This window comes from Janthinobacterium sp. TB1-E2, assembly GCF_036885605.1.
In the GTDB taxonomy this organism is placed as follows: Bacteria; Pseudomonadota; Gammaproteobacteria; order Burkholderiales; family Burkholderiaceae_D; genus Janthinobacterium; species Janthinobacterium aestuarii.
Window position 1 is genome coordinate 6,182,104 of the sequence record NZ_CP142523.1, and the last position, 13,530, is coordinate 6,195,633.

Below are 13,530 nucleotides of genomic sequence, written 5' to 3' on the forward strand. Positions count from 1 at the left end.
TTTTTTTTGCCTGCTATGGGGTCAGACCCTCAACACCGCCAACGCCCAGTTCAGCGCCAACGTCCCCGGGGGTCTGACCCCAGCCTTACATCTCCGCCCACATCCTGAGCAAATTATGATAATGCCCCGTCAGTCCCACCGTCGCCGGTGAATCGCCATGCTCCGCGCGCACGCTCTGGATATTCTGATCGAGCTCGAACAGCATGCTGCGTTTCCAGTCTTCGCGCACCATGCTTTGCGTCCACAGGAAGGAGCAGATACGCTCGCCGCTGGTGACGGGCAGCACCTGATGCACGCTACTCGACGGATACACGATCACGTCGCCGGCCGGCAGTTTCACTTCATGCGTGCCGTAGGAATCGACCACCACCAGCTCGCCGCCTTCGTATTCATCCGGCTCGCTCAGGAATACGGTCGACGAGACGTCGGCGCGCATCGATTGCATGCCGTTTTTCGGCGTGCGGATGGCGCCATCGATGTGCAAGCCATAGTGCTCGCCGCCCGCATAGCTGTTGAAGAATGGCGGCAGGATGCGCAGCGGCAGCACGGCCGCAAAGAACAGCGGATTGGCCATCAGCGCGCGGCTGACGATCTCGCCCAGTTCCAGCGCCAGCGGCGAACCTTCGGCCAGCTGGCGGTTGCGCTTGACTTGCGCGCCTTGCGCTCCGACGCTGGCGCGTCCGTCGACCCAGTCCGTCTGCGCCAGGCGCTGGCGAAACTGCGTCACCTGTTCCGGCGTCAGCACGCCGGGTATATGCAGCATCATCTTGCTATCCTTTTTCAGTAAATATCGCTGCCCGATTATCGCATCGCCGGCGTCGGCCAAGAAGGCACAAAAGCAAGAACGGACGAACATTTCGCGCCTTTTCAGCACGGCCATGCACGCGCGCCAGCGGCGGCAAAACAGCGCTGGAAACGCGAATGAGAATGGCCTTCATTTTCCTTAACAAATAAAAAACGGCGCAAGTGGGCAATCCACTTGAGAATGGGTTTTATTCGCACGATATTTACGTTAAAAAGACGGAAAAATGCCGTTTAGCACCGGAAATCGCCGGCATTTTGCGCTATCATGCGGGCATAGCGAAACCGGCAACCTGCGCGCCACCAGGCAGCCAACGCCACCCGGCAGTGAACGCCAGCAGCCTGCGGTTTCATCATCGAACACGACACAGAACAAAGGAAATCCCATGAAGGGCGATAAAGAAGTCATCCGCATGCTCAACGCACAGCTCACCAACGAACTGTCGGCCATCAACCAGTACTTCCTGCATGCGCGCATGTACAAGCACTGGGGCCTGGAAAAGCTGGGCAAGAAGGAATACGAAGAATCGATCGGCGAAATGAAACACGCCGACAAGCTGATCGACCGCATCCTGATGCTCGACGGTCTGCCTAACCTGCAAGCGCTGCACAAGCTGCTGATCGGCGAGAACACGCCGGAAATGCTTGAATGCGATTTGAAGCTGGAACGCGCCGCGCACGCCACCGTCAAGGAAGGCATCGCCATCAGCGAAAAAGCGGGCGATTACGTCTCGCGCGACCTGTTCCTGATGATCCTGGAAGACACGGAAGAGCATATCGACTGGCTGGAAACGCAGATCGACCTGATCGCCAAGGTCGGCATTCAGAACTACCTGCAAAGCCAGATGGCGATTGAAGAATAATTGTTCTTCGAGGCAGATAAAAAAAACCGGCAGCGCCGGTTTTTTTTCGCCTGCCGTCAAGCCTTGCCGGTCTGCGGCGGACGCAGCTTGACGAACAGCACGGCCACCGCCGCGCACAGCAACAGGGCGCCGGCCAGCCGGATGACGTTCTCCGGATTGCCTCCCAGCCAGCTGCGGTAATACAGCGGCAAGGTGAAGATCTGGATGATCATCGGGATGACGATGAACATATTGAAAATGCCCATGTAGACACCCGTGCGTTCGGGCGGGATGCAGCCGGCCAGCATGATGTAGGGATTGCCCATGATGCTGGCCCAGGCCAGGCCCACGCCCAGCATCGGCAGCAACAGCAGCGCCGGGCTGTGGATCAGCGGGATGCCCAGCATGCCCACGCCGGCCGCGCACAGGCACACGCTGTGCATGCGCTTGGGGCCGAAGCGGCGCGTGAACGGCACCAGCGCGAAGGCGGCGACAAAGGCGACGAAATTGTAGAAGGCGCCCACCTGCCCGTTCAGCAGGCCTGCGTCACGAAAACCTTGCGACGCGGGGTCCGTCGTGTGAAACAGCGTGGCCGACAGCGACAGCGCGATGTACTGCCAGTAGCAGAACAGGGCGTACCACTGGAACAGGTTGACGAGGGCCAGCTGCTTCATCGTCGGCGGCATATCGCGCAGGGCCGCGCCGATATCGGCCAGCGTGTGGCGCCAGCCCGGCGGGCGGCTGCGGATGGCCGCCAGCTCGGCCGCCGTGAGCGGGTTTTCCGGCGTCGTCTTCAAGGTCCACAACACCGAGGCGAGCGAGAACACGGCGCCGATCATGAAGGCGGCGATGACGATGTGCGGGATATGGCTGCCATTGACGGCATCCTTGTTCATGCCCAGCATGACGAGCAACGACGGCGTCAGGTAAGCCAGTGTCTGTCCCAGTCCCGTAAACGCGCTTTGCGTGAGAAAACCCAGCGAGTGCTGCTTCTTGTCGAGCTTGTCGCTGACAAAGGCGCGGTAGGGCTCCATCGTCACATTGTTGGCCGCGTCGAGTATCCACAGCAGGCTGGCGGCCATCCACAGAGTGGGGCTGAACGGCATGGCCAGCAGGCCCAGGCTGCACAGGATGGCGCCGATCAGGAAGTACGGCGTGCGGCGGCCCCAGCGCGTCACCGTGCGGTCGCTCATGGCGCCGATCAATGGCTGCACGAGCAGGCCCGTCATGGGACCGGCCAGCCACAGGTAGGGCAGGCTCGCCTCGTCGGCGCCCAGGTATTTGTAGATGGGACTCATGCTGCTTTGCTGCAGCCCAAAGCTGAACTGGATGCCGAAAAAGCCGACATTCATGTTGACGATCTGCCAGAACGACAGGTGCGGACGGTGCGCGCTGGCGTCGCTCATGCTGGTTCCCTTTCCAACCACAGCATATGCCAGGGCTGCAAGCCCACCGTGCCGGACAGCACGCTGCCATCGAGGCTGTTGCGCCATTCGCCTGCGGGCAGAGTGAAACGCTGGCTGGCGCCGCTGAAGTTGCTCAGGTTGAGAAACGCGTCGCCGCGCAGCAGCGCCAGCACGGCCGGCGTATCGGCGGGCAGCACGCTGCGTGGCGCGGCGGCGGCAAGGGCCGGCAAGCGCCTGCGCACGTCGACCAGCTGGCGCAACGCCAGGTACAGCCGGCCACTGGCGCTCACACCATCGTGGCGCCATGCGAGCAGGCTGTCGTCGAACGCGGGACGCTGCAGCCAGCGGCTGTCCATCGCCCGGTCGGCCCGCTGCGTGTAGCTGTGATCGTTGGTCATGCCCAGTTCATCGCCCATGTACAGCACGGGCAAGGCGCCAAAGCTCAAGGCCAGGCCATGCAGCAGCAGCAGCCGCCGCAACGCGTATTCCTGCTCCTGCACCGTGGCGGCGCTTTCCAGGCCGGCCAGCGAGGCGGCCATGCCGTTGCTGCCATGCGCCTTGTCCGCGCTGCTGCTCTGGAAGGCGGCGCCGCGCGCATAGCTGCCGGGCGCGCCGGCAAAGAACCGCGCGATGCGCGCCAGGCGCACCGGCCCGTTCGCGCCCGCTTCATTGAGCAGCACGTTCCAGCCGATGTCGTCATGGCAGCGCACATAACTGAGCCAGCTCGCGGCCGGCGGCAGCGGCGGCGTGGCGGCGATCACCTGCTGCAGCAAGTCCGTACTTTCCTCGGCCAGCGCGCCCCAGCCGGCGGCCATCAAGCTGCTGTGATAGGCGATATGGCATTCAGGCGCCGCATCGCTGCCAAAGTAGGCGGGCAGCTTGGGCGTGGGCACGATGGCTTCGGCCTTGAGCAGCACGCCCGGCGCGACGATGGCGGCGATCACCCGCAACGCCTGCAGCAGGCTGTGGGCTTCGGGCTGGTTCATGCAATCGCTACCTTCGCGCTTCCACAGGAAGGCCGTCGAATCGAGGCGGAACACCTCGATGCCCTTGTTGGCCAGGCCCAGCATGGCGCCGGCCATGGCCGCGAAGACGGCCGGATTGGCGTAGTTCAAATCCCATTGATACGGATAAAACGTCGTCCAGACCCAGCGCTCGAGTTCCGGCACGAACGTGAAATTGCCGGGCGCCGCCTGCGGGAAGACCTGCCCCACGGTGCGCTCGTAGCGGTCCGGCTGCACGCGGTCGGGATAGGTGTGGAAAAAATCGCGCAGCAGCGGATCGCCGGCCTTGGCGCCCAGCGCCCACGCATGGTCGTCGGCCACGTGGTTGAGGATCAGGTCCGAGCACAGGCTGATACCGGCCGCGCGCAGCTGCGCCGTCAACGCCAGCAAGTCGGCATTGCTGCCCAGCGCGGGATCGACTTCCTCGAAGCTGGCGACGGCAAAGCCGCCATCGCTTTCGCCGGCGCGCGGACGCAGGAACGGCAGCAGATGCAGATACGTCACGCCCAGTTCGCGCAGGTGGGCAATGCGCGCCGCCACGCCCTGCAAGCTGCCGCCGAAACGCTGCACATACGCGCTGTAACCGAGCATGGACTGGCTGGCAAACCAGTCCGGCTGCGCTTCGCGCTGCGCATCCTGCCACAGCAGCTCGGGCGCGCGCGCCGCGTACAGCCGCCCCACGCTTTCCATCAGGTCGCCCAGCCAGGGCAGGAAGTCCGGCCGCTGGCCATACAGGCTGCCCAGACGGTCGAGCAAGACCGCCTCCTGGCGCGCATAGCGGCGCGCCGCATCGTCGCGCAAGTGCGTGGGGAGCGGCGCCAGCAGGCGCGCCAGGGGGCTGCGTATCGACATCATGAATCCTATCCTTGCTTAAAATGCGTATTTCAGGCTGACCTTGACGGCGCGCCCCGTGATCGAGCGAGCCGCATGGCCGTCGCCCTCGACTTCCGTGTAGCCGATCTTGTCGAGCAGATTGTTCGCCGTCAGCGCTACCTGCAATTGCGGCGTGAGCTGGTAATTGACGAAGGCATTGAGCACCTGGTAGGCGGGCAAGGTGATCGTGTGCGCATCATCGCCCCACGACTTGCCCGTGCCGACCAGGCTCGCGCCCAAGGTAGCCTGCCCCCATTCATAGGTGGGCGCGATCTGGTAGACGACACGCGCCTGGCGCCGCGGCGTATTGCCGATCAGCGCCACGTCGGCCGCCGCCGTGCCCGTGATCTCGGCATCCGTGAACGTCAGGCCGCCATTGATGCGGAAGTCGCCGGCGCTGTAGGCCGCTTCCAGCTCCACGCCCTTCGCTTCATAACTGTTGGCCGTGCGCAGCTGGGTGGTCGCTTCGTAATTGCTTTCTTTCGTCTTGGCCTGGAACAGCGTGACGAAGGTGCTCAGCGGGCCACGCCGCCATTTCACGCCGCCTTCGAGCTGGCGCACGGTGTTGATCGCCACGGGCACGCTGCCATCGAGCGGTGTGCCGAACAGGATGCGGTCGGCATTGAAGGCCACGCCTTCGCTGACGCGGGCAAACACGGCCAGGTTCGCTTGCAGCTTGTAGTTCGCGCCCAGCGAGTACGAGGTGTGGCCCAGGGTGTAGTCGACCTGCTGCACCGTCGACGGCAGATAGACTTGCGCGCCGGTGGCCTGGTTGGCCGTGCCGCTCGCATGCTGACGGTCGCGCCGCAGGCCGCCGTCGAGATTCAGCGCGCCGCTTTCCCAGGCCAGGTTCAGGTAGGGCGACGTCGTGCGGTATTCCATGTCGACGGCGCGCGAGCAGCAGGCGCCGAAGGCCGGGCCGATATAGCCTGGCGTGCCGCTGGCCGTCTGCAGCAGCGCCGGCCGGTCGCCCGTGGCCTGCATCAGGTATTCATTGAAGTTCCAGGTCAGGCCCAGCTTTTGCTGCGATAAATACAGGCCGGCCGTGGTGGTCAGCTTGCCGCTGTCGAGCACAAACGTCTTGGCCAGCTTGGTGTCGCTCAGGGTATTGCTGGCGTCGTCAATCGAGGTGTTGAACACCACGGCGGAAAACGCGCGGCCCGTGTAGGGCTTGCCCTGGTTCGGGCCGCTGGCAAACACATAGCTGCCGTCGCTGCCATTATTCGACGGGAACACGCCGATGAAGCGCCCCGAATTGTCGGCATAGCGGAAGTTTTCGCTCACGCTCCAGCCCTGCCCCAGCTCGAACGAGGCTTCCAGCCCCACGGTATCGCTCTTGACGTGCAGGCCGTCGTTGACGCGGGTGGCCACGCGCTGGTTATCCTTGTTCAGCACCGTGTCGGGCACCCAGTACGGCGAATAGAAACTGGCCTTGCGCGGGTCGATGCCGGCGATTTCCCCGATGCGGCCATTGCGCACGCTGACGGGCACGGGCAGGGCCGTGGGCGACTGGTCGTCGAGATGCTTGAACGACAGGCGCACGAAGCCGCTGTCGAATTCATGCGTGACATTGCCGCGGATCTGGCCACCCTTTTCGCTGTTGACGCCACTGTGACGGATGCCTTCGCCCGTGCGCCAGGAGCCGCCGATGAAGAAGCGCGTGCGCTCCGAAACCGGCGCGCCGTAATCAAAATCGACACGCGTCTGGTCGTAGCCCAGGCCGCGGCTGAGGGCCACGCTGCCGCCCTTCTCCTTGCCGTTCTTGCTGATGAAATTGATGATGCCGCCCGGCGAGTTGGTGGCCAGGGTGGAGGCCGAGCCGCCGCGCACCACTTCCAGGTGGTCGAGCGTGGAATCGATCTTGACGAAGCTGTCGGGCGTGGTGAAGTTGAAGTCGCCGAACTGCAGCACGGGCAAGCCGTCTTCCTGGATCTGCACATAGCGCGCGCCGCCAGCGGAAATGGGCAGGCCGCGCACGGTGATGTTGGCATTGCCTTCGCCGCCCGAGGATTCGGCGCGCAAACCCGGCACCGAGCGCAGGACTTCGGCCGCGCTGGTCGGTGCGTTGTGCAGGATGGTGTCGAGCTCCATGCTGCTGACGGAATTGCTCGATTTCATTTTGGACGTGCCGCCGGTGGTACCCGTGACGACGATGCGTTCCAGGTTCAGACCATCGGCGGGAGCGGCGCTGGCGGTGTCGGCGGCCGATTGCGCGTGGGCCGCGCCCAGTTGCAGCATGGCCAGGGCGACGGCGGCGGCCATGCAGCCGCGTTGTGCAGTACGTGCGTTCATCTTGTCTCCAGTGTTGTATGCCGATACATCGAGGTATCCGCTTGTTATGGGTACTGGCCGCCGCATGCCGTGGCGCGCTGGCTGAGCCGGTACGTCATTATTGAACGAATAAGAATTTATTGCAATCGATTGCAATCGAGCACTGCAACATGAAAATGTTGTTGTTTTTAAGGGAATATTACGGGCAATATAGAGGGAAACAGGCGGGGATCGACGTGATGCCAGGCTTTTTCATGCTGCTGTGCAGCATGAAAATTCACGGATAAATTTGAAATGATTGCAATCGGTTGCAATGCCTTGCCAATGCATTTCAACGGCCCGAGGCGCGTACGATCAGCTCGGTTGGCAATTGCTGCGATGGCGCAGGCGCGCCATCGACCAGCGCCAGCAGCGAAGCCACCAGCGCGCGTCCGGCGGCGCGGATCGGCTGGCGCACGGTGGTCAGCGGCGGATGGAAATACGCGGCCAGTTCGATATCGTCGTAGCCGACCACGGCCACCTGTTCCGGCACGGCCACGCCGCGCGCGCGCAGGGCGTTGATGGCGCTCATGGCCAGCAAGTCGCTGCAGGCAAAGATGGCGTCGAACGGCAGCTGGCGGTCCAGCAGTTCCTGCACGTCCGTCGCCCCGCCCTGCGGCAGGAAGGAGCCGGCCACGTACAGTTGCGGGTCCGGCGCCAGTCCTTGCGCGGCCAGCGCCTGCACATAACCGGCGTGGCGCTGCGCCACTTCGGGCAGCTTGGCGTCGCCAAAGAAGGCGATGCGCCGGCGCCCGGCCGCCAGCAAGTGCTCCGTGGCCAGCCTGCCGCCGGCGACGTTATCGCCGCCCACGGTGCAATACAGTTGCTGCGGCAATTGCGCGCCCCACACGACGATGGGCACCTGGCGCGCGGCCAGCTGGTTCAGTTGTTCATGGTGGCGCCACTGGCCGATCAGGATGATGCCGATCACGCGGCCGCTGTCGAAGGACAGGGCGGCCGCATCGAGCGTTTCCGCATCCACGCGCGAAATGAGCATGTCGAAGCCCTGTTCCGTCAGCGCATCGGCCAGACTGCCCAGCATGCTGAGAAAGAAAGGATCGGACAGGTGCTGGCGCGTGGCCGCGTCATACGGCACCACCACGCCCACCGTGCGGTTCTGTTTCAGGCGCAGGTTTTGCGCGCCGATATTGATGGAGTATTTGAGCGAACGGGCCAGCGCGATGACGCGCGCGCGCGTCTCTTCATTGACCAGCGAACTGCCGCTCAGCGCACGCGACACGGTCGACGTGGACACGCCGGCCAGACGCGCGATATCGGCCATCTGCAGGCGTTGCTGCGCCTTCGAATCGTTGCCGGTCATCGTGCGCTCACTGCGGCGCGGTGTCCTTGAACGATGGGCGCTCGGACAGTTTGTCGAACAGGCGCGCCAGCGCCGGATGCTCCGCGCGCCAGTCGATTTCCGGGAAGCGGAAGCTGAGCCAGCCCAGGGCGCAGCCCACGGCCACGTCGGCCAAGGTGTAGTTCTTGCCGGCGCAATACGCGCTCTCGCCCAGACGTGCTTCCAGCGCCGCCAGGCCCAGGGTGACTTTTTCCAGCTGGCGCGCGATCCAGGCCGCGCTTTGCTGCTCGGGCGGGCGCTGCGTGCGCTCCAGGCGCACCAGCACGCCCGCGTCGAGGATGCCGTCAGCCAGCGCTTCCCAGTTCTTGATATCGGCCCGCTCACGGCCATTGCCGCCGGCCGGCAGCAGTTTACAGACGGGCGTGAGCGTGTCGAGGTATTCGACGATGACTTTCGAATCGATCAGCGTGCTGCCATCCTCCATCACCAGGCAGGGTACCTTGCCCAGGGGATTGGCCTGGGCGATGCGGGTTTCCGGCGCCCACACGTTTTCCAGCTCGAAGACATAGTCGAGCTTTTTTTCCGCCAGCACGATACGGGCTTTGCGGACATACGGGCTGGCGAGGGAACCGATCAGTTTCATAGGTACTTTAAGGTAAAGGAGCAGCTAGCAGTATAGCATCGGCGGCAGCGGTGTTTGGCAGCACGCGCCCGGCGGCCTCCAGTGTGTGGCAGGCGCGCCGCATCGGGGCCGGATTCGGCCAACATGGGGGCCATCCGCAGCCGACGGACGGCTGGCCAGCGGCCAGCGGTGGTAAAATCGCCCTTTACTGTGGCGCCGTCAGTGTTGCTGTATTGCAATAGCCCCGCCCTCCCCGCGCGCCACACGCCAACCGTTTCTTTAACTTGCGTCCGCTCTCATGACTTCTACTACTCCGTATTCCACGCTGTCGGCCCTGTCTCCGCTCGATGGCCGCTACGCCAGCAAGACCGATCTGCTGCGCCCGATCCTGTCCGAAGCCGGTTTCATGCACCACCGCGTGAAAGTGGAAATCTCCTGGCTGCAAGCGCTGTCGCAAGCCGGTTTCGCTGAAATCAAGCCGTTCTCGGCAGAAGCGAGCGCCCTGCTCGACAAGATGGCGGCCGATTTCTCGGAAGCCGACGCGGCCCGCATCAAGGCCATCGAAGCGGTGACCAACCATGACGTCAAGGCTGTCGAATACTGGCTGAAGGAACAAGTGGCGGACGTGCCGGAACTGGTGGCGGCGTCGGAATTCATCCATTTCGCCTGCACCTCGGAAGACATCAACAACACCTCGCACGGCATGATGCTCAAAGCCGCGCGCGATGGCGTGATGCTGCCGGCACTGAACGGCCTGGTGGCCAAGCTGACGCAGATCGCGCACGACAACGCCGACGTGCCGATGCTGTCGCGCACGCACGGCCAGACGGCCAGCCCGACCACCCTGGGCAAGGAATTTGCCAACGTCGTGGCCCGCTTGCAGCGCGCCGTGAAACGCATCGAGCAAGTGGAAATCCTCGGCAAGATGAATGGCGCCGTCGGCAACTACAACGCCCACCTGTCGGCCTACCCCGGCTTCGACTGGCCGGCATTCTCGCAGGCCGTCATCGAACAGCGCCTGGGCCTGGTTTTCAATCCGTACACCATCCAGATCGAACCGCACGACTACATGGCCGAACTGTTCGACGCCTTCGCGCGCGCCAACACGATCCTGCTGGACCTGAACCGCGACATCTGGACGTATGTCTCGCTGGGCTACTTCAAGCAGAAACTGAAAGCGGGCGAAATCGGTTCGTCGACCATGCCGCACAAGGTCAACCCGATCGACTTCGAAAACTCGGAAGGCAACCTGGGCCTGGCCAACGCCGTCTTGAAACACCTGTCGGAAAAACTGCCCGTCTCGCGCATGCAGCGCGACCTGACCGATTCGACCGTGCTGCGCAATATCGGCGTGGGCCTGGGCTACACGCTGCTCGCGTATGACAGCTGCCTGCGCGGCCTGAACAAGCTGGAAGTGAACCACGCGCGCCTGGCGCAAGACTTGGACGCGACGTGGGAAGTGCTGGCCGAGCCCGTACAAACCGTGATGCGCCGCTATGGCATCGAAAACCCGTACGAGCAGCTGAAAGAGCTGACGCGCGGCAAGGGCATCTCGAAAGAAGCGCTGCAAACCTTCGTCAATGGCCTGGCCATTCCGCAAGATGCCAAGGATGTGCTGCTGACCATGACGCCGGGCAACTACATCGGCATCGCCGCGCAATTGGCCAAAGCCATCTAAGCAGTTTCCACATGGGGATCTTGCTATCCCACTCCCGCGGGGCGGCCAGCACACAAATGCTGCCCGCCCCGCGGTCTTTCCGGCAATCTTTCTTGTAGAATCTCCGGCACGCAGCGCAATTTGCTTTTCTTTGGTATATTAGGCCGAATTAGTCCTAATACGTACTACTTTCAAGAAAGCCATCGATGCAACGCTACACCACCACCGCCATCATCCTGCACTGGCTGACCGCCCTGCTGATCATCAGCGCATTCGTCATGGGCCTGGTCATGGTCGATATTCCCGGCCTGACGCCCACCAAGCTCAAATATTTCTCCTGGCACAAATGGCTGGGCGTGACCGTGCTGGCCATCGCCGCCATCCGCCTGCTGTGGCGCAAGGCCAATGTGCCGCCGCCGCACCCGGCCAGCATGGTTGCCTGGCAAAAGAAGGCGGCCGACGCGATGCACGTGCTGCTGTATATCCTGATCTTCGCCGTGCCCGTCTCCGGCTACCTGTACACCTTGGCCGCCGGCGTGCCCGTGGTCTACCTGGGCCTGTTCCAGCTGCCGGTCATCATGGCGCCGAACCCGGAACTTAAGCCGCTTTTAAAAGAAATTCATTATGTTCTGAACATGACGATGGCCGCCGCCGTGGCCGCCCATGTGCTGGCCGCGCTGAAGCACCAGTTCATCGACCGCGATGGCGTGCTCAAGCGCATGCTGCCGTAGCACCGACTTCCCCTTGCTCACTGAAAAACTACAGGAAAAAAACAAGATGAAAACCACCCAACGCATCGTCCTCGCTTCCCTGCTGGGCCTGTCCGTGGCCGCCACCGCCGCCACCTTGCTGAAAGTCGATCCCGCCAAGACCAGCGTGTCGGCCGTGTTCAAGCAAATGAACGTGCCCGTGGAAGCGAAGTTCAAGAAATTCAATATCGCCATCGATTACAACCCGGCCGCGCCGGACGCCTCGAAGGCGTCGGTGGAAATCGAGACGGCCAGCATCGATATCGGCGACCCCGAGTACAACAAGGAAGTGGCCAAGAAAGAATGGTTCAACTCGGCCCAGTTCCCGAAAGCCACCTTTGTCTCGAGCAGCATCAAGGCGGCCGGCGCTGGCAAGCTGACGGTGACGGGCAAGCTGAGCATCAAAGGCAAGACCAGCGACGTGACCTTCCCCCTGGCGTTCAAAGCCGACGGCGGCAAATACGCGTTCGACGGCGCCCTGCCGATCAAGCGCCTGACCTACAACATCGGCGAAGGCGAGTGGAAAGACACGAGCATGGTCGCGGATGAAGTTACCATCAAATTCCACGTTGCCGCTCAATAACACCTGAGAAAACGTCCATGGCTGCGTTGCTCTTGCCTCGTCGTACATTCGTACTGCCTTCGGCAAGGTGCCTTGCCCTGAACGTTTTTCAGGCGTTACCAAAAACAACCCCAAAACCTGTTCAACTATAGGATCTGCATGAAATTTTCGCACTTGATGATCGCCGTGCTGGCAGCCGCCGGCGCGGGTTCGGCCATGGCCGCTACCGACACCTACAACCTCGACCCGACGCATACCTTCCCCAGCTTTGAAGCCGATCACATGGGCATGTCCGTGTGGCGCGGCAAGTTCAACAAGACCAAGGGCACGGTCACCCTGGACCGCGCCGCCAAGACAGGCAGCCTGGACCTCGTCATTGATGCCGATTCGATCGACTTCGGCCTTGACGCCATGAATACGCACGCGAAAAAAGCGGACATGTTCAACGTCGAGAAATTCCCTGAAATCACCTACAAGAGCAAATCGCTCAAGTTCAACGGCGATCAGCTGGTGGAAGTCGATGGCGAACTGACCCTGCTGGGCGTGACCAAGCCCGTCAAGCTGAACGTGAGCAAGTTCAAGTGCATCATGCACCCGCGCTACAAGCGTGAAGTGTGCGGCGCCGACGCCACGGCGGAATTCAAGCGCAGCGACTTTGGCCTGAACTACGGCATGCCGGCGTTCTCGCCGGAGGTCAAGCTGGCCATCCAGGTAGAAGCGATCAAGGCCGATTAAACACGGCCTTGCCGCATGACAAGCCCGCCTCGCTGCCCGCAGCCAGGCGGGCTTTTGCATGCGCCATGCGAATCCGCTGGACTTTTCTATCGTGCGGCATCACTATCCATTGGCATGATGTTGTTCTGACATGGCACACCTACTTATCCATCGCGCGGAGGACTACATGAATTTCATTATCTGGATCGTTATTGGCGGCGTCATTGGCTGGCTGGCCAGCATGGTCATGAAAACCAATGCGCAACAGGGCATCTTCCTCAATATCATCGTCGGCATCGTCGGCGCCTTCCTGGGCGGCTGGCTGCTGGCCCCGCTGTTCGGCACGGGCACCATCAATAGCGACAATTTCAGCCTGGCTTCGTTGCTGGTCTCGTTCCTGGGCGCCGTGATCCTGCTGGGCATCGTGAATCTTTTGCGCCGCGGCAAAATACGCTAAGCAGTCAAAAAGAGCGCAGCAACACATGGCCGGGCCGCGCAAGCGCCCGGCCATTTTTCATTGCCGCCAGGACACGTATGTACAAATACCACAGCCGCCGCACGGAAAAATGCGCGCTGGCAGCCGGTTCCCGCCCCTGCGCCACTCAAAATAATGTCATTCAAGCAAGCACATACGAGCATGCTGCCCGGAAAATGTGATTGACTAGTGCGAGTTCGATACGGATACTCTAT

The 13,530-nt window shown here is 62.5% G+C and carries 12 protein-coding genes; 6 read left to right on the forward strand and 6 right to left on the reverse strand.

Annotated elements, in window-relative coordinates:
- Nucleotides 1–85: 85 nt before the first annotated feature.
- Nucleotides 86–766, reverse strand: a complete 681-nt coding sequence (locus tag OPV09_RS27845) for a Fe2+-dependent dioxygenase (protein ID WP_046684505.1) — start codon at nucleotides 764–766, stop codon at nucleotides 86–88.
- Nucleotides 767–1,187: 421 nt separating this feature from the next.
- On the opposite strand from OPV09_RS27845, the gene bfr reads away from it, so the two are divergent.
- Complete coding sequence (gene bfr, locus OPV09_RS27850; protein WP_034745609.1) at nucleotides 1,188–1,664, forward strand: bacterioferritin; 477 nt, start codon at nucleotides 1,188–1,190, stop codon at nucleotides 1,662–1,664.
- Nucleotides 1,665–1,720: 56 nt separating this feature from the next.
- Here the strand turns inward: bfr and OPV09_RS27855 are convergent, their stop codons facing one another.
- The 5 genes from OPV09_RS27855 to OPV09_RS27875 all read right to left on the reverse strand — a co-directional run bounded on the left by OPV09_RS27855 (nucleotide 1,721) and on the right by OPV09_RS27875 (nucleotide 9,179).
- On the reverse strand, nucleotides 1,721–3,049 hold the full coding sequence (locus OPV09_RS27855) for an MFS transporter (protein ID WP_331777299.1): 1,329 nt from the start codon (nucleotides 3,047–3,049) through the stop codon (nucleotides 1,721–1,723).
- The gene (locus OPV09_RS27860; protein WP_338680026.1) at nucleotides 3,046–4,908 is read right to left on the reverse strand and encodes an alpha-amylase family glycosyl hydrolase; all 1,863 of its coding nucleotides are present in this window, start codon (nucleotides 4,906–4,908) and stop codon (nucleotides 3,046–3,048) included. Before OPV09_RS27860 ends, OPV09_RS27855 begins: the two co-directional genes overlap by 4 nt.
- 15 nt (nucleotides 4,909–4,923) lie before the next feature.
- Nucleotides 4,924–7,218, reverse strand: coding sequence for a TonB-dependent receptor (locus OPV09_RS27865; protein WP_338680027.1), 2,295 nt, complete (start codon nucleotides 7,216–7,218; stop codon nucleotides 4,924–4,926).
- Nucleotides 7,219–7,528: 310 nt separating this feature from the next.
- Complete coding sequence (locus OPV09_RS27870; RefSeq protein WP_070302852.1) at nucleotides 7,529–8,557, reverse strand: LacI family DNA-binding transcriptional regulator; 1,029 nt, start codon at nucleotides 8,555–8,557, stop codon at nucleotides 7,529–7,531.
- 7 nt (nucleotides 8,558–8,564) lie between these two features.
- Complete coding sequence (locus OPV09_RS27875) at nucleotides 8,565–9,179, reverse strand: glutathione S-transferase N-terminal domain-containing protein (protein ID WP_128141672.1); 615 nt, start codon at nucleotides 9,177–9,179, stop codon at nucleotides 8,565–8,567.
- Between the two features lie 277 nt (nucleotides 9,180–9,456).
- Here OPV09_RS27875 and purB point away from each other — a divergent pair, with 277 nt between their 5' ends.
- The 5 genes from purB (at nucleotide 9,457) to OPV09_RS27900 (ending at nucleotide 13,297) form a co-directional block, all read left to right on the forward strand.
- Nucleotides 9,457–10,836 (forward strand): adenylosuccinate lyase, encoded by a 1,380-nt coding sequence (gene purB / locus OPV09_RS27880; protein ID WP_034745594.1) that lies wholly within the window; start codon nucleotides 9,457–9,459, stop codon nucleotides 10,834–10,836.
- A gap of 185 nt (nucleotides 10,837–11,021) precedes the next feature.
- Nucleotides 11,022–11,546, forward strand: coding sequence for a cytochrome b (locus OPV09_RS27885; RefSeq protein ID WP_046684510.1), 525 nt, complete (start codon nucleotides 11,022–11,024; stop codon nucleotides 11,544–11,546).
- 46 nt (nucleotides 11,547–11,592) lie between these two features.
- Nucleotides 11,593–12,147 (forward strand): YceI family protein, encoded by a 555-nt coding sequence (locus OPV09_RS27890; RefSeq protein ID WP_338680030.1) that lies wholly within the window; start codon nucleotides 11,593–11,595, stop codon nucleotides 12,145–12,147.
- 138 nt (nucleotides 12,148–12,285) lie between these two features.
- Nucleotides 12,286–12,861, forward strand: a complete 576-nt coding sequence (locus tag OPV09_RS27895) for a YceI family protein (RefSeq protein ID WP_034747598.1) — start codon at nucleotides 12,286–12,288, stop codon at nucleotides 12,859–12,861.
- A 166-nt stretch (nucleotides 12,862–13,027) separates the two neighbouring features.
- A complete protein-coding gene (locus OPV09_RS27900) occupies nucleotides 13,028–13,297 on the forward strand; it encodes a GlsB/YeaQ/YmgE family stress response membrane protein (protein WP_034745587.1) in 270 nt (89 codons plus the stop codon).
- Nucleotides 13,298–13,530: the final 233 nt, after the last annotated feature.